Source organism: Cellulophaga baltica (assembly GCF_018861125.1).
GTDB classification, from domain to species: domain Bacteria; phylum Bacteroidota; class Bacteroidia; order Flavobacteriales; family Flavobacteriaceae; genus Cellulophaga; species Cellulophaga baltica_A.
Genome location: NZ_JAHKQN010000019.1, coordinates 63,224 through 82,739, shown reverse-complemented (window position 1 = coordinate 82,739; position 19,516 = coordinate 63,224). Strand labels below are relative to the sequence as shown.

15 protein-coding genes are annotated in these 19,516 nt (G+C 33.1%); all 15 read left to right on the top strand.

What is annotated here, in order from left to right; genetic code table 11:
• The first annotated feature begins 2 nt into the window (after window positions 1-2).
• The 15 genes from KO500_RS09540 to KO500_RS09470 all read left to right on the top strand — a co-directional run bounded on the left by KO500_RS09540 (window position 3) and on the right by KO500_RS09470 (window position 19,507).
• Complete coding sequence (locus KO500_RS09540; protein WP_215956314.1) at window positions 3-1,682, top strand: RagB/SusD family nutrient uptake outer membrane protein; 1,680 nt, start codon at window positions 3-5, stop codon at window positions 1,680-1,682.
• A 133-nt stretch (window positions 1,683-1,815) separates the two neighbouring features.
• The gene (locus KO500_RS09535; RefSeq protein ID WP_215956313.1) at window positions 1,816-2,526 is read left to right on the top strand and encodes a sialate O-acetylesterase; all 711 of its coding nucleotides are present in this window, start codon (window positions 1,816-1,818) and stop codon (window positions 2,524-2,526) included.
• 13 nt (window positions 2,527-2,539) lie between these two features.
• The gene (locus KO500_RS09530) at window positions 2,540-4,375 is read left to right on the top strand and encodes an alpha-L-rhamnosidase C-terminal domain-containing protein (protein ID WP_215956312.1); all 1,836 of its coding nucleotides are present in this window, start codon (window positions 2,540-2,542) and stop codon (window positions 4,373-4,375) included.
• A gap of 128 nt (window positions 4,376-4,503) precedes the next feature.
• A complete protein-coding gene (locus KO500_RS09525) occupies window positions 4,504-5,319 on the top strand; it encodes an SDR family oxidoreductase (protein WP_215956311.1) in 816 nt (271 codons plus the stop codon).
• A gap of 19 nt (window positions 5,320-5,338) precedes the next feature.
• Complete coding sequence (gene uxuA / locus KO500_RS09520) at window positions 5,339-6,514, top strand: mannonate dehydratase (RefSeq protein ID WP_215956310.1); 1,176 nt, start codon at window positions 5,339-5,341, stop codon at window positions 6,512-6,514.
• A gap of 4 nt (window positions 6,515-6,518) precedes the next feature.
• On the top strand, window positions 6,519-7,928 hold the full coding sequence (uxaC, locus tag KO500_RS09515; RefSeq protein WP_215956309.1) for a glucuronate isomerase: 1,410 nt from the start codon (window positions 6,519-6,521) through the stop codon (window positions 7,926-7,928).
• Between the two features lie 188 nt (window positions 7,929-8,116).
• Complete coding sequence (locus tag KO500_RS09510; RefSeq protein ID WP_215956308.1) at window positions 8,117-9,160, top strand: LacI family DNA-binding transcriptional regulator; 1,044 nt, start codon at window positions 8,117-8,119, stop codon at window positions 9,158-9,160.
• 486 nt (window positions 9,161-9,646) lie between these two features.
• Window positions 9,647-10,975, top strand: coding sequence for an aminotransferase class III-fold pyridoxal phosphate-dependent enzyme (locus KO500_RS09505; protein ID WP_215956307.1), 1,329 nt, complete (start codon window positions 9,647-9,649; stop codon window positions 10,973-10,975).
• Between the two features lie 2 nt (window positions 10,976-10,977).
• On the top strand, window positions 10,978-12,684 hold the full coding sequence (locus KO500_RS09500; RefSeq protein WP_215956306.1) for an NCS1 family nucleobase:cation symporter-1: 1,707 nt from the start codon (window positions 10,978-10,980) through the stop codon (window positions 12,682-12,684).
• Window positions 12,668-14,050, top strand: coding sequence for a dihydropyrimidinase (hydA, locus tag KO500_RS09495; RefSeq protein ID WP_215956305.1), 1,383 nt, complete (start codon window positions 12,668-12,670; stop codon window positions 14,048-14,050). Before KO500_RS09500 ends, hydA begins: the two co-directional genes overlap by 17 nt.
• 11 nt (window positions 14,051-14,061) lie before the next feature.
• On the top strand, window positions 14,062-14,928 hold the full coding sequence (locus tag KO500_RS09490) for a nitrilase-related carbon-nitrogen hydrolase (protein WP_215956304.1): 867 nt from the start codon (window positions 14,062-14,064) through the stop codon (window positions 14,926-14,928).
• 31 nt (window positions 14,929-14,959) lie between these two features.
• Complete coding sequence (locus tag KO500_RS09485) at window positions 14,960-16,288, top strand: NAD(P)-dependent oxidoreductase (RefSeq protein WP_215956303.1); 1,329 nt, start codon at window positions 14,960-14,962, stop codon at window positions 16,286-16,288.
• Window positions 16,289-16,299: 11 nt separating this feature from the next.
• Window positions 16,300-17,628: an NAD-dependent dihydropyrimidine dehydrogenase subunit PreA gene (gene preA, locus KO500_RS09480; RefSeq protein WP_215956302.1), complete on the top strand. Its 1,329-nt coding sequence runs from the start codon at window positions 16,300-16,302 to the stop codon at window positions 17,626-17,628.
• Between the two features lie 35 nt (window positions 17,629-17,663).
• The gene (gene rbsK, locus KO500_RS09475; protein ID WP_215956301.1) at window positions 17,664-18,575 is read left to right on the top strand and encodes a ribokinase; all 912 of its coding nucleotides are present in this window, start codon (window positions 17,664-17,666) and stop codon (window positions 18,573-18,575) included.
• A gap of 2 nt (window positions 18,576-18,577) precedes the next feature.
• Window positions 18,578-19,507 (top strand): nucleoside hydrolase, encoded by a 930-nt coding sequence (locus KO500_RS09470; protein WP_215956300.1) that lies wholly within the window; start codon window positions 18,578-18,580, stop codon window positions 19,505-19,507.
• Window positions 19,508-19,516 lie beyond the last annotated feature (9 nt).

The following is a 19,516-nucleotide window of genomic DNA, read 5'->3' as shown; positions in this document are numbered from 1 at the left end:
AAATGAATATTAAAAAATATATAAATCGAAAGTTAAATATTAAGCTACTACTAATAAGTGGCATATTATTAACAAGTTGTAATGATGATGATTTCTTAGATTTAGATCCTGAAACATTTTATACAATTGACAATGTATTTAGTACAGGTGTGCAAGTAGAACAGTCACTTATTACATTATACGATTACGATAGAACATTAAGAACAAGTACTAGTTTTAATGGCATCATACAAGGTAAAGGAACTGATGTAATGGTTACTCCTGGTTTTAGATCTGGCTTACATTTTAGTGATTATTCAAGTATCAATGCAGAAAATTCATACTTACGAAATTTATTTAATTACCATTATTCCATCATCGCATCTGCAAATACTACCATTTCCGCTGCAGATATTGATGGTATTGAATTTGAAAGCGAAGAAACAAAAGCATATGTTTTAGCACAAGCCCGTTTTTTTAGAGCAAAAATACACGGACAGTTAGCCCAACTTTTTGGAAATGTAGGAATTGTTGACGAATCTGCCAGTGAACCAAGATATGATTATGAACAATCAACAAGAGCTGAAGTGTATCAATTTGCTATAGATGAATTAGAAGCTATTTTAGATGATTTACCTGAAACTGCTGCTGAGCCAGGGAAGGTTGTAAAAGGTGCCGCTCAACATTATTTAAGTGAGTTTTACTTAAGTTTAGGTACTGAAACAGGAGATTCAGATGATTTTGATAAATCAATTGAATACGCAACAGATCTAATAGATGGTGGTGTTTATTCATTAATGACAGATCGCTTTGGATCAAGAATTGAAGAAGAAGGTAAAGATGTGTATTGGGATTTATTTAGAAAAGGAAACATTAATTATAGCGATGGTAATAACGAAAGTATTTGGGCTTATCAAATGGACTATGATGCTTATGTTGCAGGTGATGAAAATGCAGCAACTGAGTATCCTAGGTATTGGGGGCCAGTATGGAGACAAATTGCCGGTGTAGATGGTACCGCTGAAGACGTAGGTGGTAGAGGGGTTGCCTACTACACTCCTACTGACTTATCTGAAACTATTATTTGGGAGGATGCTGTTTCTGCGGGAGATTTAAGAAATTCTGAAGCTAATATTACAAGAACTATTTATTATAATGACCCAGCTGATGAATACGCTGAGGTTTATGGTACTGTAGTTCCTCAAGAAGCTATTGACCAAGCTAAAAGTGAATTAGAAGGTGCTATTTATCCTATATTTCAAAGATTTACTACAGATCAATTTGAAGGACTTGATAACGGAGAAGATCGAAGTAATTTATTTATTGACAGGTATGCAATCAGATTATCTGAAACTATTTTAGTAAGAGCAGAAGCTCACTTCAGAAAAGGAGAAACTCAATTAGCTGCAGATGATATCAACATAATTAGAAATAGAGCGCAATGCGATGTGTTAGCTACTGCAGGTACTGTTGATATAGATTATATATTAGATGAAAGAGCTAGGGAACTTTTAGGAGAAGAAAGCCGTTGGAATACCTTATTAAGAATGGGTGGCACAGTTGCTGTAGATCGTATTAGAACTTACGCAGAGCATGATTGGACAACAAATTCTTTAACTTTTGATTTTAACGCTTTTCCTATTCCTCAATTATTTATCGACGCAAATAGCGAAGTTAGATGGGAACAAAACGAAGGTTGGTAATCATAAAATCAATTATAAAATGCTTATTAAATTAATAGCATAAACGAATTTTAACAGAGCTCTAAGATAAATCTTAGAGCTCTGTTATTATATTACCATTTCATTTAAAAATACGCCAAACCAACAAACTCAAATGAAAAATTACTTATACCTTTTTTCTATTTTTCTATTTATTATTACAAAATCTTGTTCTCCTCGAGCAAAAGGGAAACATTTATTTATTCTTTCAGGGCAATCAAACATGCAACGCTTAAAATTAGAAGAATCTTTCACTCCTACTATTGAGGCTGAATTTGGCAAAGAAAATGTAATTATAGTTAAAGATGCTAAAGGCGGAGAACCTATAAGGCGTTGGTATAAAAACTGGAAACCTAAAGAAGGGAATACTCCAGAAGCTAATCCAGATTTATATAGTAAATTAATAAATAAAGTAAATGTTTCTATTAAAGACGAAAAAATAAAAACAGTTACTTTTATTTGGATGCAAGGTGAACGCGATGCTAAAGAAAAACATGGCGAAGTTTATGAAAAAAGTCTTCTTGGTTTATACAAACAGTTAAGTAATGACATTAATAGAAATGATATGAATTTTATTATTGGTAGACTTAGCGATTTTGATATGAATAATGAAAAATACGAACATTGGACTATGGTTCGTGAAGCACAATTAAAAGTAGCCAATTCTAACCCACGTTTTAGTTGGGTTAATACTGATGATTTAAACGATGGTGAAAATAGAAATGGAAATGTAATTCATAATGATTTGCACATGTCAGCCATAGGTTACAAAAAACTAGGTAGTCGTTTTGCTGAAAAAGCAGCACAAATCATCAATAATTATTAAAAGTTACACTAAAATGAAAAAAATATATTTAACGGCCATCATCTGTATGTTGGCATATTTCTCAAATGCACAAACAAATACAGAGTTTAATAATATAAAGGTATCTTATTTCAATCCAGAAAAAGTAACAAAAATTGAAGACGGACATTATTTAATTGATTTTGGAAAAGCTTTTTTTGGCACTGTTGTACTTGAATCAAACCAAACTCAAAACGATTCCCTTTTTTTTCATTTAGGTGAAAAATTAAAAAATAATAGTATCGACAAAAAACCTGGAGCAACTATTAGATATCGAAAATCTACCGTTCCAAATTTACAATCAAACTCCCCTATTACGATTGATATGGTTCCTTACAAACGAAACACAACAGGTAATGCTATTATGTTACCAGATAGTATCGGAACTATTATTCCTTTTAGATATTTTGAAATTGAAAACCTTAAAATTCCTATTGAAGCAATAACAATTAAACAAAAAGCAATTCATTATAATTTTAATGATGACGCTAGTTATTTCACTTCCTCCAATGAAGTAATGAATGCCATTTGGGACCTTTGTAAACACACTATTAAAGCTACTAGTTTTACAGGTTATTATGTTGATGGTGATCGTGAACGTATTCCGTATGAAGCTGATGCTTATATTAATCAATTAAGCCATTATAGTGTTGATAATGATTATAGTATCGCACGTAGAACAAATGAATATTTTTTAAAAAACCCTACATGGCCAACAGAATGGATATTACACACAGTTCTAATGTTTCATGCTGATTACATGTATACAGGCGATTTAGAACCCCTAAAAAAACACTACGATAATCTTAAGTTAAAAACCTTGATGGAATTAGAGCGTGAAGACGGTTTAATTAGTTCTTCTTCTCCTAAACTTAGCAAAGAGTTTACGGCCAAATTAGGTTTTGAAAAAGGGGATAAAAAAATACAAGATATCATTGATTGGCCTCCCGCTCAAAAAGACACAGGTTGGAAACTTGCTACCCCAGAAGGCGAAAGAGATGGCTATGAAATTGTGAAAGTAAACACTGCCATTAATGCTTTTTATTATTATAATTTGAAATTAATGTCTGAAATCGCAGGTTTTTTAGATAAAGAAGACGATGTTACTCTTTTTAAAATTAAAGCTGAAAAAGTAAAAAAAACAATCAACGCTAAATTTTTAGACAAAACAAATGGATATTATATTGATGGTGAAGGTTCTACACACGCTTCGTTACATGGTAATATGTTACCACTTGCTTTTGATTTAGTTCCAGATGAATACGTAAGTACGGTTACTAAATTTATAAAATCTAGAGGAATGGCTTGTAGTGTTTATGGCGCACAATATTTGTTAGAAGGTCTTTACAAATACAATGAAGAAGATTATGCTTCTAATTTAATTACTGAGACTGAAAATGACCGTAGTTGGTGGAATATGATTCAAGTGGGAGCCACGATGACGATGGAAGCTTGGGATGTTAAATACAAACCTAATTCTGATTGGAACCACGCATGGGGAACTGCTCCATTAAATGCTATTACACGTTACATGTGGGGAATTCAGCCTAAAACTGCTGGTTTTGAAACAGCTATTATTGAACCAAAACTTGGTGATTTAACTTTCACAAAAATAAAAGTCCCAACCAAAAACGGTTCTATATATTCCGATTATAAATTAATCAATAAAACAGAAGGCGTTTATGAAATTGAAATTCCTGAAACCATGAATGCGGAGTTTGTATTACCAAACAATACTACCAAAGCTTATTTAAATGGTAAAAAAGTACGTAAAAAGCACACTGAAATTAAGTTATCTAAAGGGAAAAACATAATTAAAATTCAATATTGATAATTTAACTTAAAAGAGTTTTTAATATAAAAACAAGCCTAGCATTTATTGCTATATTTGTATGCAATCACATCTAAAAATGTGATACTATCAATCTACTTTTAAAATATTACAAAAAAACATATTAAATGAACTTATTTGACATTAAAAATAAAGTAATAGTAATCACTGGTGGTGGTGGTGTTTTAGGTGGTGAGATGGCTACCTACCTCTTAGCTAACGGAGCATTTGTTATTATTCTTGGCCATAGAGATACTACGGTAAACTCAGGTTTAGAAAAACTTAAAAAAATAAGTGATAACGTTTCAGGTTATGTTTGTAATGCTCTTGACGAAACTAGTTTAAAAGAGGTTTCTGATAAAATTATAGCAAAACACGGGAAAATTGATGTTCTAATTAATGCCGCAGGTGGTAACATGCCAGGTGCTACAATTGGTGTAAATCAAACAATTTTTGATGTAAATATTGACGATTTTAAAAAGGTTGTTGATCTTAATTTATTCGGTAGTATTTTACCTGCTATGGTTTTTGGTAAAGAAATGGCTAATAATAAAAAAGGAGTTATAATTAATGTTTCTTCTATGACTGCTCAGAGTGCTATTACACGTGTGGTAGGTTATTCAGCATCTAAAGCCGCTATAGATAATTTCACCAAATGGCTTTCTGTTGAATTGGCATTAAAATATGGTGAAGGTTTACGTGTAAATGCTATTGCTCCTGGTTTTTTTATCGGGAATCAAAACAGAGATTTATTAATTGATAAAGAGACTGGCAATTATACTGATCGTGGCGACACAATTATCAGAAATACACCTATGAAACGTTTTGGCGAAACTGACGAATTAAACGGTACAATTCACTATTTATGTGCTGATGCTTCTAAATTTGTTACAGGAGTAGTTTTACCTATTGATGGTGGTTTTAGTGCATTTAGTGGTGTATAATTCAATTTAAAACAATAAAATGGAACAAACATGGCGTTGGTACGGACCAAATGATCCTGTATCATTATCAGACATAAAACAAGCAGGTGCAACAGGTATTGTTTCTGCATTGCATCAAATTTCAAACGGTAAAGTTTGGGAAGTTGATGCTATAAAAGAACGTAAAGCAATTATTGAACAAGCTGGCTTAACTTGGAGTGTAGTGGAAAGTATTCCTGTTCATGAAGATATAAAAACTCGATCTGGTAATTTTGAAACCTATATTGAAAATTACAAACAGAGCATTATAAACCTAGCTTCTTGTGGAATTAACATTGTGTGCTATAACTTTATGCCTGTTTTAGACTGGACCAGAACTTCTCTTGATTATGAGGTTGAAGATGGTTCTAGAGCTTTACGATATGATGTTACTGCTTTTGCCACTTTTGAATTATTTTTATTAAAAAGGCCTGGTGCTGAAAGCACCTATTCTGATGAGCAAAAAGAAGAAGCTAAAGCTTATTTTAACGAACTTTCAGAAGAAGAAAAAACAGCGCTAATTAATAATATTATTGCTGGCTTACCTGGTGCTGAAGAAGGTTATACTTTAGAGCAATTTCAAAAGGTACTAGATACTTATGATGATATTGATGCTACAAAACTAAGAGAAAATTTAGTAGCATTTTTAAATGAAATAATCCCAATTGCTTCGCAAGAAAATGTAGTAATGTGTATTCACCCAGATGACCCTCCTTTTCCTATTTTAGGCTTGCCAAGAGTTGTAAGTACTGAGGCTGATTATGCATACATATTTGAAAACGTGCCAAATATTGCTAACGGAATTACATTCTGTACTGGTTCTTTAGGCGTGAGAGCTGATAATGATTTAGTTAAAATATTCAAACGCTTTGCTAATCGTGTGCATTTTATTCACCTTAGAAGTACAAAAAGAGATGAAAAAGGTAATTTTTACGAAGCAAATCATTTAGAAGGTGATGTAGATATGTACAGCATCGTAAAAGAAATTTTGATTGAGCAAAAACGAAGAGTAAAGGAAGGTAGAAAAGATTCTTTAATACCAATGCGACCTGATCACGGTCATCAAATGCTTGATGATTTACATAAGAAAACTAATCCTGGATATTCAGGAATTGGAAGGTTACGTGGTTTAGCTGAAATTAGAGGCTTGGAATTAGGAATCAAAAATAGCTTATAGTACAATGGCTACAATAGATGCAGATAACTTTATAACAGATAATTTTTTATTAAATTCTGAAACAGCACAAATACTTTATCATGATTATGCTGTAAAAATGCCGATTATTGATTACCATAATCACTTATCACCTAAGCAAATTGCAGAAAATAAACCAATGACCAACATTTCAGATGCTTGGTTAAATGGTGACCATTATAAATGGCGTGCCATGAGAGCCAATGGTATTGATGAGCAATTTATTACAGGTAGTGCTACTCAAGAAGAAAAATTTAATAACTGGGCATCAACAGTACCATATACATTGCGTAATCCTTTATTTCATTGGACGCATTTAGAATTGAAACGCTATTTTGATATTGATGATATTTTACAAGAAAGTAATGCTTCAGAAATATATGAGAAAGCTAATGCAATTTTAGCTGATAAAACTCCTGCACAGCTTTTAATGCAAATGAATGTAGAGGTTATTTGTACTACCGATGATCCTATTGATAATTTACAATACCATCAAGAAATAGCGAAACAAAACTTTTTTACAAAAGTTTACCCTACATTTAGACCAGATCAACTTTTTTTAATAAATAAAGAATCTTTCAATTCATATATAGAAAAGCTAATTGTTATTAGCACAATAAGAATCAATAATTTAAATGATCTTTTAAAAGCTATACAAAGTAGAGTTGATTATTTTGATGACAATGGTTGCCGTTTGTCTGATTTTGGTTTAGAACAAATTTACGCTTACAATTTTACCTATGAAGAAGCTGATGTAATATTAAAGAAAAGACTCTCTGGTGCTACTTTATCTGAAAATGAGACTAACATATACAAATCTTGTATTCAATATCATTTAAGTAAGATGTACCGTGCTAAAAATTGGGTACAACAATTTCATTTAGGTGCTTTAAGAGATAACAATACACGCCTTCTAGAACAATTAGGAGCCGATTCTGGCTGTGATTCAATGGGAGATAATACGCATGCAAAATCAATGTCTGCCTTTTTCGGAAGACTAGATTATGAGAATAGTTTAGCAAAAACAATCACCTATAATTTAAACCCTTCACAAAATGAAGTATTTGCTACTATGATGGGGAATTACAATTCTGGTGAATATATTGGTAAAATGCAATGGGGCTCTGGCTGGTGGTTCTTAGACCAAAAAGATGGCATGGAAAAGCAATTAAATGCTTTGTCTAACATGGGCTTATTAAGCCGATTCGTTGGTATGCTTACGGATAGCAGAAGCTTTTTATCTTTTCCAAGACATGAGTATTTCAGACGTATATTGTGCGATTTAATTGCTGAAGATGTAAACAAAGGTCTTATACCAAATGATCTTAATTTTCTAGGTAAAATGATTCAAGATATCTGCTACAATAATGCTGTTAACTACTTTAATTTCAAATAAATAATTGACAATTATTTATTATTATCATAATTTATTTCACAAAAAATTAATTACAATTTAGTCTAAAACTCAAAATAAATGCTTTTTTAGGTATTTTATGTATCTCAAGTAAAACAAACTTGAATCAATAATTTTAAAAAAGTATACTTTTGTATTTATCCACACTATAAAACTCGTATAAGCTACTAATGGCACCTAAAAGAGCAACCATAACATCTATTGCAAAACATCTTAATTTAGATGTGTCTACTGTATCTAGAGTTTTAAATGGACTTGCTAAAAAATATAGAATTAGTGAAAAGACCGTAAAATTAGTAACTAATACAGCAAATGAATTAAATTATACGCCCAATAAAATTGCTAAAAGTTTAAGGTTAAAAAAAACATTTACTATTGGTTTAATTGTACCTGATATTTCTAATCCGTGGTTTGCTGAAATAGCGTTAAGAATTGAAAAAGAATCAAGAAAAGTAGGTTACAATGTCTTTCTATGCAATAGTAGTGATGACATTAATATCGAAAAAGAGTCCATGAACTTATTAGCTGAATGGAAAGTTGATGGCGTAATTATGGTTCCTATTGGTTTAGAATATGACCACTTACTTGATTTTTACAACAACCATATTCCCTTAGTGCTTATTGATCGTTTTTTTGAAAATGTCGAAATCCCTTATGTATCTACAAATGATTATAGTGGTGCTTTTGATGCTATAGAACACCTAATTGATAACGGCCATAAAAATATTGCCTGCATACAAGGTGTCGTTGGTACATCATCAAACACACAGCGCGTTGAAGGTTACGAAAATGCTCTCAAAAAACACAACATCCCATTAGATGAGAATTTTATTTTAGGAGATGATTTTAATTTCGAAAATGGTTACGCCCAAACCAAACAAATCATTAAAAATTTAAATAAAACGAATATCACTGCCATTTTCTCTACAAGTAATCAAATTACTTTGGGAGCTTTAAAAGCTATGAAAGAAGAGAACATTAATATCCCTGATGATATTTCTATAATCTCTTTTGATGAGCATAATTATTCTGATTTATTGTACATTCCTATTTCTACAGTAACACACTTTGATGATAATTTGGGTAAAAAGGCCATTGAGCTTCTTTTTAATCAAATTGATAATAAAACGAGTACTCAAGAAAACATCTTACTACCCACCCACCTAACAAAAAGAGAGTCTGTAAAAAACAGATTAGCGAAAGTGACTAAATAATTAATCTTTCTTCCTCTATTCTATTTTCATTAAAAATTCAGAGAAATTCTATACCTCAATAGTTATGTAGAGTTTTACTAACTGTCAATTCATTTCTTTTGTAGTTCTCAAAATAACAATTCGCAACTAAAAAGTCTTGCACAAAAAAACAAAAACACTATCTCAAAGAAAACAGAAAATCATTAAACAGTATTCAAGGTAAATTAAGATTTCTTAAATTTAATTAGATATTTTCACATATTCATTGAATTTAATGTTTCAAAAACAATTAAACGCAAAAATTGAACAATCGTTTGTTCAAAAATAATTACTTTCTATATTTGTCCATATCGTTATGATAATTTTAAGATTTACAGCATCAACAGCCGTAATAGAATAATCATTCTTTTCTCTTTTAAAAATTGTAAAAATCTGTAATTATTACCCTTACAGATTTTCATAAATCATTTAAAAAGTGAGTTAAACTTAATTTACGATTGCTATAAAATGGACACAACACTTAAAAACAATTTAGAGTACACATTATTTTCTTGGGGAAAACAAGCTGGCCTTAATCCTATAAATGCTGTAAAGGCAAAAGGTTCGTATGTTTTTGACAAAGACGGAAAAGAGTATTTAGATTTTTCGTCTCAATTAATGAATGTAAATATTGGACATGGTGACCAACGAATTACAGAAGCTGTTACAAAACAGATGAAAGACTTCGCTTACGTTTATCCTGGTATGGCAACCGACGTAAGAGGTTTATTAGGTAAAAAACTTGCAGAAATAACACCCGGGAATTTAACAAAATCATTTTTTACATTAGGTGGTGCCGAAGCAGTTGAGAATGCTATTAAATTATCAAGAATATATACAAAACGTCATAAGATTATTGGGCATTACCGTTCCTATCATGGTGCTACATATGCTGCAATGGCTGTAGGGGGCGACCCTAGAAAATTTGCTATTGATAGTCAAGGGGCTGGTAACTTTGTTCATGTTGAAAACCCTTATTTCTATAGATGCCCTTGGAATTCAACAAGTTTTGAAGAATGCGGGGAACGTGCTTTTGCAAATTTAGAACGTATTGTAAAATTTGAAAACCCTGATGCTATTGCTGCTATTTTATTAGAAGGAGAATCTGGTTCTTCTGGGTGTATTAAATACCCTCCAATGTATTTAGCAAAAGTTAGAGCACTTTGTGACCAGTATGGTATTCTTTTAATTATAGATGAAACCATGAGCGGTTTTGGGCGTACAGGAAAAATGTTTGGTGTTGACCATCATAACGTTACTCCAGATATTATGTGTATGGCTAAAGGCTTAACTTCTGGCTACTTGCCATTAGGTGCCATGACAATTACAGATACTATTGCAGCTGCTTTTAATGATAAACCTATGGCTCTTGGGCTCACCTACTCTGCTCACGCAGTTTCTTGTGCCGCGGCATTAGAGAATTTAAAAATTATAGAAGAAGAATCTCTAGTTGAAAAAGCTGAGAAAATGGGAATCTATATTGAAGAGCAGGTAGAAAAATTGAAAGAAAAACACCCATCAATTGGTGATTTTAGAAATACAGGATTATTAGGTTGCATTGAATTAGTTAAAAATAGAGAAACTAAAGAGCCAATAACCCCTTGGAATGCTCCTGCAGATCAAATGCAAATCACAAATGAAATGGCTAAAAAAATAAGAGACTTAGGCATGTTCACTTTTGTAAGATGGAATTGGATTTTTATTGCTCCACCACTAAATGTTAGTAAAGAAGATGTAGATAAAGGTTTAAATATAATTTCTGAAGCAATTTTAATTGCTGATAAACACTTTTACTAATCATGGCTGAAAAACAAAAAAAATTACCATTAGAGAGTGTCAATTCACCATTATACAGTGAAGATTTAGCTCCTATTCCTAAAAATGAAAGAACTTGGGGTGTCTTACATATTGCAGCGCTTTGGGTTGGTATGGGTGTCTGTATTCCTACCTATTTATTAGCTTCTTACATGATTAAAACTGGTTTACACTGGTATGAGGCACTCATTATTATTGGCATTGCAAATTTAATTATTACAGTACCAATGTTGCTTAACGGACATTCAGGTGTAAAATATGGTATTCCTTTTCCTGTAGTTGGTCGTGCTGCTTTTGGCACAAAAGGAATTCACATACCATCAATTACTAGAGGTATTATTGCTTGTGGTTGGTTTGGCGTACAAACATGGATTGGTGGTTTAGCTTTATATGCAATATTTAATGCTATTACAGGTTCACCGGCTGAAATAGGACTTTCTATTGGTAAATTTATTGGTTTTGGAATTTTCTGGTTAATTAATATATTTTTTATCTGGCGGGGTACAGAAAGTATAAAATGGCTAGAGGCTTTTACTGCTCCTATTCTAATTATCATGGGCGTTGTACTTATCTGGTGGGGTTATGTAAAAGCAGATGGATTTTTTATTGTACTAGATCAAAGTCAGCAACTAGGCCAAAAAACGGCTTACATCACGCAAGAATACGAAGGCGAGACTAAATACCTTCATTTAAATTCATTATCAAATAAAGACCTTAGTAAAAAAGTTGATGAATATAGGATTGTCGATGCCTCTGAAAATGGAGATTGGAAACCCTATACTGAAGAACCTATTGCTGTTACAAATGACATAGTAAACGTTCAATTCAGAAATACAAAAATATCAGAAACACCTATAGAATCATCGATAGTAACTGCAACAGATTTAGCTAGTAAAGAAAATTCATTTGGTTCTAAAATATGGAAATACTTGCTCTGGCTTACTGCAATGGTTGGTTTTTGGGCAACAATGGCAATTAGTATTGCCGATATTACCCGATTTGCTAAATCACAAAAAGATCAAATATATGGTCAGTTTATAGGCTTACCGGGTACAATGGTTCTTTATTCGTTCGTTGGAATATTCATGACTTGCGCGGCTACAATAAATTTTAATGATGTTTTAATTGCTGAAGACGCTCCGTGGGATCCCGTATCATTATTATCAAAATTTGAAAATCCGTTAGTTGTCGTTATTGCTCAAGTATTTATGTTAATTGCTACGCTAAGTACAAATATTGCTGCTAATGTAATTGCACCGTCTAATGCTTTTTCAAACCTATTTCCTAAGAAAATTAGCTTCAAAATAGGGGGTCTAATTACAGGAATCATTGGAATTGTAATTATGCCATGGTGGTTGTTAAATGAGATTTCAACCATCTTAACTTTTATTAGTGGATTGTTAGGTCCTGTACTCGCTATTTTAATTGCAGATTATTTTTTAGTCCGAAAGAAAAAATTACATCTAGCGGAACTCTATAAAGTAAAAGGTATATATGCTTTTGGTGGTTCTGGTTATAACAAATATGCCATGATCTCATTAGTAATCGGAATCTTTACCGCCTTGGTTGGTTTTTGGGTTCCAAAACTTAACTTTTTGTACTCATTATCTTGGTTTACGGGCTTCATCATCTCATTTATCGTCTATTATTTATTAATGAAAAAATATACACAGAATGTCAATCTTAATTAAAAATGGTCATATCGTAACGGCTTCAGAAGATTTTATCGCAGATATTTATATTGAAGGTGAAAAAATCAAAGCTATTGGCAAAAATTTATCTTACGATGTAGCAACCACTATTGATGCTACTGATAAATTAATTTTTCCTGGAGGCATTGATCCGCATGTGCATTTAGATATGCCTTTTATGGGTACGTATTCCAGTGATAACTATGAAACAGGAACACTCGCCGCGCTTTTTGGTGGTACAACTACGGTAATAGATTTTATCTTACAAACACAAGGCGACACCTTACATAATGCTTTAAAAACATGGAAGAAAAAAGCTAAAGGTAATGCTATAGGAGATTACTCGTATCACATGGCCGTAACAGATTTCAATAATGATGTTGCAAAAGAAGTTGTGCAATTTATAGAAGAAGAAGGCATTACTTCTTTCAAAACTTTCATGGCTTACAAAGGTGCCCTTATGATTGATGATGGTCAAATGGTACAACTAATGAAAGTAGTTAAAAAACACGGTGGTATTGTCACTGTACATGCCACAAATGGTGATATGATTGATTCACTTGTTTCAAAAAACAGAGAAGCAGGGAATTTATCACCACTCTATCATTATCTGTCGCAACCAGAAGTAACTGAGGCTGAAGCGTCTGCTCGTTTTTTAGACATGCTTCATTACACCGGTTGTAGAGGCTATATAGTTCATATGACCTGTGAAGGTGCATTAAATGCGGTAAGAAAAGCGACACTTCGCAACCAAAAAGCTTACGTTGAGACTTGTACCCAATATTTGGTTTTAGATGCTTCTTTGTATGAAAAGGGTTTTGAAGCAGCCAAATGGGTAATGAGTCCTCCATTACGTGAAAAGAAAGATCAAAATGCACTATGGTCTGGAATAAATCAAGGGCTAATACAAACCGTAGGTACCGATCATTGTCCCTTTTTATGGGAACAAAAAGAAATGGGAAAAGATGATTTTTCTAAAATACCTAATGGCCACCCTGCAATTGAGCATCGTATGGAGCTTTTATATTCTGAAGGAGTTAGAACAGGAAAAATATCACTTTCAAAATTTGTAGAAGTTAGTGCAACAAACGCTGCTAAAATCTTTGGGATGTATCCTCAAAAAGGAACATTAGCAATTGGAAGTGATGCTGATATCATAATTTTTGATCCGAATAAGCAACACACAATTTCTGCAACAACACATCATATGAATTGTGATTATTCTGGTTATGAAGGAAAAGAAATTATCGGTAAAACCGAAACCGTTCTTTTAAGAGGAAAAATAGCAATCGCTGATGATAGTTGTCTCTTAACTTCCGGAGATGGAAAATTTGTAAAACGAAAAGCAGTAACTGAAAACATATAAAAATTATTAGAATGGCAAGAAAAATTAAATCAGGCTTAATACAAATGAGTCTACCAATGACTGAAGGTGAAGGATCTATTGACGAAATAGTAACTGCAATGTATGATAAGCATGTACCTTATATTGAAGAAGCCGGAAAACAAGGTGTTCAAATATTATGTCTACAAGAAATATTTACCACGCCTTACTTCTGTCCTGGTCAAGATAGCAAGTGGTATGCTTCAGCAGAATCTGTTCCTGGACCTACTACCGATAAAATATCAGTTTTGGCTAAAAAATATAGCATGGTAATTATTGTTCCTATTTATGAAAAAGAGCAACCAGGGGTTTTATACAATACTGCTGCAGTTATTGATGCAGATGGAACCTATTTAGGAAAATATAGAAAAAACCATATTCCGCATACCACAGGTTTTTGGGAAAAATTCTTTTTCAAGCCAGGAAATTTAGGGTATCCAGTTTTTCAAACCAAATATGCTAAAATTGGAGTCTACATTTGTTATGATAGACATTTCCCTGATGGTGCTAGAGCATTAGGACTGAATGGTGCTGAAATAGTGTACAACCCTTCTGCAACAGTTGCTGGTTTAAGTGAATACCTATGGAAGTTAGAACAGCCTGCGCATGCAGTAGCTAACGGATATTTTATGGGTTGCATTAACCGTGTTGGAGAAGAAAAACCATGGAACCTTGGTAAATTCTACGGACAATCTTATTTCGTTGATCCAAGAGGGAAAATAATAGCAGAAGCTTCGCGTGATAATGACGAATTATTAGTATCAGAATTTGATCTTGACCTTATTGACGAAGTACGATCTACATGGCAGTTTTATAGAGATAGAAGACCTGAAACATATTCTAAACTAACTGATCTTTAAAAAACTTTCAATAAATTAAATTACAATATAAATGGCCGAATTCAAAAGACCAACAACACAAGAGGAGTTTGATAAAAACTTCAAACTCAAAAAACCATTAATGAACGACACCGAGGCTTTTTACGAAAGTTCTCGATGTCTGTTTTGCTATGATGCTCCTTGTGTTCAAGCTTGCCCAACAAGTATTGATATTCCTTTATTCATCAAACAAATCAGCACTAAAAATGTTGAGGGTGCAGCCAAAACCATTTATGATGCAAACTGGTTAGGCAATGCTTGTGGTACTGTTTGCCCTACTGATGTTTTATGTGTTGGCTCATGTGTTTACAATCATCAAGATGTTAAACCTTTGCAAATTGGCCGTTTGCAAAATTATGCTACCAAAAACGTTATTAATTCTGGCAAACAATTGTACAAACCAGGTAAAGATAATGGTAAAAAAGTAGCCATTATCGGTTCTGGACCTGCAGGCATTGCTTGTGCTAGTGAACTTCGCCTTTTAGGTTTTGAAGTTACTATTTATGAAGCTAAAGAAAAGCCATCTGGTTTGACAGTTTATGGTATTGCGCCCTATAAGATTACTAATGAAGATGTTTTAGATGAAGTAGAATATCTTCAAAAACAATTAGGTTTTACTATAAAATATAACTCTCCTATTTCGAACAAAGCACAATTAGAACTTTTAGAACGTACTCACGATGCTATTTTCTTAGGTTTAGGTATTGGAGCTACAGCGGGCTTAAATATGGAAGGTGAGAATTTAGAAAATGTAATTGGTGCTGTTGAATTTGTAGAAGATTTACGTATGCAACACCATTTAATTGAGGTTCCTAAAAAAGTAATTGTACTTGGTGGTGGTAATACAGCTATGGATGCTGCTTCTGAAACCGCACGTTTAGGTGCCGAAAAAGTGTATTTAGCTTATCGTAGAGCAAAAGAAGATATGGGTGCTTATAGTTTTGAATATGACTTAGCTGTAAGTGCTGGTGTTGAAGGCCTTTTTAACTGCTCACCTATTGAAATTGTTGGTAACGGAACTAAAGTTACTGGTGTAAAATTCATTAGAACTTCAACTGAACATGGCATTCTTAGACCTTTAAATAATACTGAATTTGTATTGGAATGCGATATGGTCATAAAAGCTACTGGTCAAGCAAAACAAAAAAAGTTTACCGATTTAATTAGTGATCTTGAACTAGATCGTAAATCAAGAATTGTAGTAGACGAAAAAAATAATCAAACAACCAATCCTAAATATTTTGCAGGTGGTGATGTTATTAATGGCGGTGCAGAAGTTGTAAATGCCGTTTATGACGGAAAATTAGCCGCAAAAGGAATTCACCAATGGTTAACAAAATAAAAAAATAGTACATGGCAGATTTATCAGTAAACTTTGCAGGAATAAAAGCTCCCAATCCTTTTTGGTTGGCTTCTGCGCCACCAACGAACTCCGGATACCAAATTATTAAGGCTTTTGAAGCTGGTTGGGGTGGCGCTGTTTGGAAAACATTGGGCTTACCAACTATAAATGTTTCTAGCCGCTATGGTGCTGTAAATTATGGCAATACCCGCATGGCTGGCTTTAATAATATAGAACTTATCTCTGACCGTCCTTTAGTAGATAACCTAAGAGAAATGGAAGAGGTTAAAAAACATTTTCCTGATCATGCTGTTATTGCTTCTCTAATGGTCGATACCAGAGAACAATGGATTCAGATTATCAAAGATGTAGAAAATGCAGGCGCTGATGGTATTGAGCTTAATTTTGGTTGTCCGCATGGTATGTGTGAAAGAGGAATGGGTTCAGCCGTTGGTCAAGATCCAGTAGTACTTAAAACCATTGTCGAATGGGTAATGGATGCTGCTAAAATTCCTGTAATTACGAAACTGTCACCTAATATTTCACATATTACTGATCCTGGTTTGGCTGCCGCACAAGGTGGAACTGATGCTATTTCACTTGTAAATACTTTTAAAAGTATTGTTGGTATTGATTTAGATTCTTATGCGCCTTACCCTGTTGTCGACGGTAAAGGTTCTAATGGAGGGTATTGCGGACCTGCGGTAAAACCTATCGCCCTGAATATGGTGAAAGAATTGGCACAACATAAAGATATTAACCACTTACCAATTAGTGGTATTGGTGGTATTGAAACTTGGCGTGATGCGGTAGAATTTATTCTGCTTGGCGCAACATCGCTACAAGTATGTACTGCTGCAATGCATTACGGTTTTGGAATTGTTCGCGAAATGGAAGCTGGTTTAACTAAATTCATGGATGAAAGAGGTTATAATACAATCTATGATTTTGCGGGCAAAGCCTTACCTAATGTTACAGAATGGAAAAATTTAAACCTAAAATACAATGTAAAAGCCGAAATTAATGAAGACAAATGTGTAGGTTGTGATCTTTGCTATATTGCTTGTGACGATGGTGCGCACCAAGCTATTGCATTGCCTTTAGATGGTAGCAGAATACCAAGTATAATTGATGAAAATTGTGTAGGCTGTAATTTATGCTCTTTAGTTTGTCCTGTTGAAGATTGTATCACTATGGTACGAACTGATGATGGAAAAGAAAATGTAACTTGGCAGCAATTGACAGATAAAGATGAAATACCAAGTACTTTCAATGATAAAAGAGCTGGCGGTAACGGGCATTATGTTCCTGAACCTTCAAAAGCGTTACGAAGTAAGTAAACATCTTTATGTATTAGAACCACTAAAGTTTTTAAATGAATAAAAAAATAATTGTAATAGGAAGTACAAACCTCGATTTGGTTTTTCAAACTGAAAACTTCCCAAAACCAGGTGAAACCATAAAGAGTAAAGATTTTAGTATGCTTTCGGGCGGAAAAGGATCAAACCAAGCTATTGCAGCTTCACGCTTAGGTGGTAATGTATCTTTTATATCTAAAATTGGAAATGATGATTTTGGACAACGAAGTATTAAAGAGCTCAACCTAAGTAAAGTAAATTGTGATTATGTTTTTACAGACCACGAAGCCGTATCTGGTGTTGCTGTAATTTTAATTAATGAAAAAGGAGAAAATTCAATTGTTATGGCTCCTGGTGCAAACAATCTTTTATCCGTTAGTGATATTGATAATGCATCACCTATTATTAAAAATGCTGCAATTATTTTAATTCAACTAGAAATTTCAATAGATACTGTAAAATATTTATTGAAAACAGTAGCTTCTTCTGAAAGTAAAATCATTTTCAACCCTGCTCCTATGCATCTGCTTGATGATTGGATGTATGCTAAAATTTATTTAATCACACCAAACGAGAGTGAATCTGAAAGTTTAACAGGTATCAAAATAACAGATATTGAAACAGCTTCACAAGCTGCTGATTATTTTTTAAATAAAGGTGTAAAAAATGTGGTAATTACTTTGGGAGCAAAAGGAGCGTTTTTTAAAAATAAAGATGAGGAATTTCATATTCCTGCAAAAAAAGTAAAAGTTGTTGACACTACAGGTGCTGGAGATGTATTCAATGGTGCTTTAGCTGTTGCTCTCGGAGAATCAAAAAACTGGAGAGAAATTATAAAGTTTGCCATTGCTGCATCTACCATATCTGTAGGTAAATTAGGTGCTCAAACAGCGTCACCATATCGATCAGAAATTATAAGTAACAATTAATTATGAAGAACAAATTTATTATAGATACTGATACAGCTACTGATGATGCCGTTGCACTAATAATGGCAATGAAAAATGAAAGTATTAAAATTGAAGCTATAACAGTTGTTGCTGGTAATGTTGAACTTGAAAAAGGTGTACAGAATGCCCTATACACCATTTCTCTTTGTGATCAAGAACTGCCTGTTTATGCTGGTATGGATAAACCTTTACTACGACCATTAAAAACTGCTTATCATGTGCATGGTAATGATGGTCTTGGAGGTATCGGTTTAGAACCAAAAAATTTTAAAGCTAAAGAAAAACATGCGGTTCAAATTCTTATTGAAAAAATAAATGAAAACCCTGGTGAAATTACCTTAGTATGTATGGCTCCACTAACGAATATTGCAGCTGCAATACAATTGGATAAATCTATAGTACACAAACTTAAAAAATGTGTGATTATGGGTGGTGTTGGACAAGGAAGAGGGAATATTACTCCAATATCTGAGTACAACATTTGGGCTGACCCTGAGGCTGCTAAAATTGTATTTGAATCTGGAATACCTATTAGAATGGTGGGTTGGGACATTTCACGCGATTTCGCAGTTTTTGAAGAAGAAGATAGCAATCAAATTAAAGCTATTGGTACTCCCCTAGCAGATTTTGCACTTTCTATACAAGCAACTAGAAATGAATTTACTAAAAAAATGGCCAAACTTGAAGGTTTTGATTTACCAGACCCTATTGCTATGGCTATTGCTATTGATGAAAGTATTGCTACTGAAATAAAAAAAGCTCATGTAACTATTTTGACTAACGATGATTATTCTAGAGGACAAACAGCTATTGATTATATTGGTATTACAGGTTACGAACCAAATGCTGAAATAGTTTTACAGGCAGATAGAGCTAAGTTTATTGCTATGCTTCATAAATCATTACAATAAATTACTAAT

Excerpts from the sequence above, each read along its gene's own strand:
- KO500_RS09540 (WP_215956314.1), top strand. The coding sequence starts at position 3 with ATGAATATTAAAAAATATATAAATCGAAAGTTAAATATTAAGCTACTA.
- KO500_RS09505 (WP_215956307.1), top strand. The coding sequence starts at position 9,647 with ATGGACACAACACTTAAAAACAATTTAGAGTACACATTATTTTCTTGG.
- KO500_RS09535 (WP_215956313.1), top strand. The coding sequence starts at position 1,816 with ATGAAAAATTACTTATACCTTTTTTCTATTTTTCTATTTATTATTACA.
- KO500_RS09525 (WP_215956311.1), top strand. The coding sequence starts at position 4,504 with ATGAACTTATTTGACATTAAAAATAAAGTAATAGTAATCACTGGTGGT.
- uxuA (WP_215956310.1), top strand. The coding sequence starts at position 5,339 with ATGGAACAAACATGGCGTTGGTACGGACCAAATGATCCTGTATCATTA.
- KO500_RS09510 (WP_215956308.1), top strand. The coding sequence starts at position 8,117 with ATGGCACCTAAAAGAGCAACCATAACATCTATTGCAAAACATCTTAAT.
- KO500_RS09485 (WP_215956303.1), top strand. The coding sequence starts at position 14,960 with ATGGCCGAATTCAAAAGACCAACAACACAAGAGGAGTTTGATAAAAAC.
- KO500_RS09490 (WP_215956304.1), top strand. The coding sequence starts at position 14,062 with ATGGCAAGAAAAATTAAATCAGGCTTAATACAAATGAGTCTACCAATG.
- KO500_RS09530 (WP_215956312.1), top strand. The coding sequence starts at position 2,540 with ATGAAAAAAATATATTTAACGGCCATCATCTGTATGTTGGCATATTTC.
- hydA (WP_215956305.1), top strand. The coding sequence starts at position 12,668 with ATGTCAATCTTAATTAAAAATGGTCATATCGTAACGGCTTCAGAAGAT.
- preA (WP_215956302.1), top strand. The coding sequence starts at position 16,300 with ATGGCAGATTTATCAGTAAACTTTGCAGGAATAAAAGCTCCCAATCCT.
- rbsK (WP_215956301.1), top strand. The coding sequence starts at position 17,664 with ATGAATAAAAAAATAATTGTAATAGGAAGTACAAACCTCGATTTGGTT.
- uxaC (WP_215956309.1), top strand. The coding sequence starts at position 6,519 with ATGGCTACAATAGATGCAGATAACTTTATAACAGATAATTTTTTATTA.
- KO500_RS09470 (WP_215956300.1), top strand. The coding sequence starts at position 18,578 with ATGAAGAACAAATTTATTATAGATACTGATACAGCTACTGATGATGCC.
- KO500_RS09500 (WP_215956306.1), top strand. The coding sequence starts at position 10,978 with ATGGCTGAAAAACAAAAAAAATTACCATTAGAGAGTGTCAATTCACCA.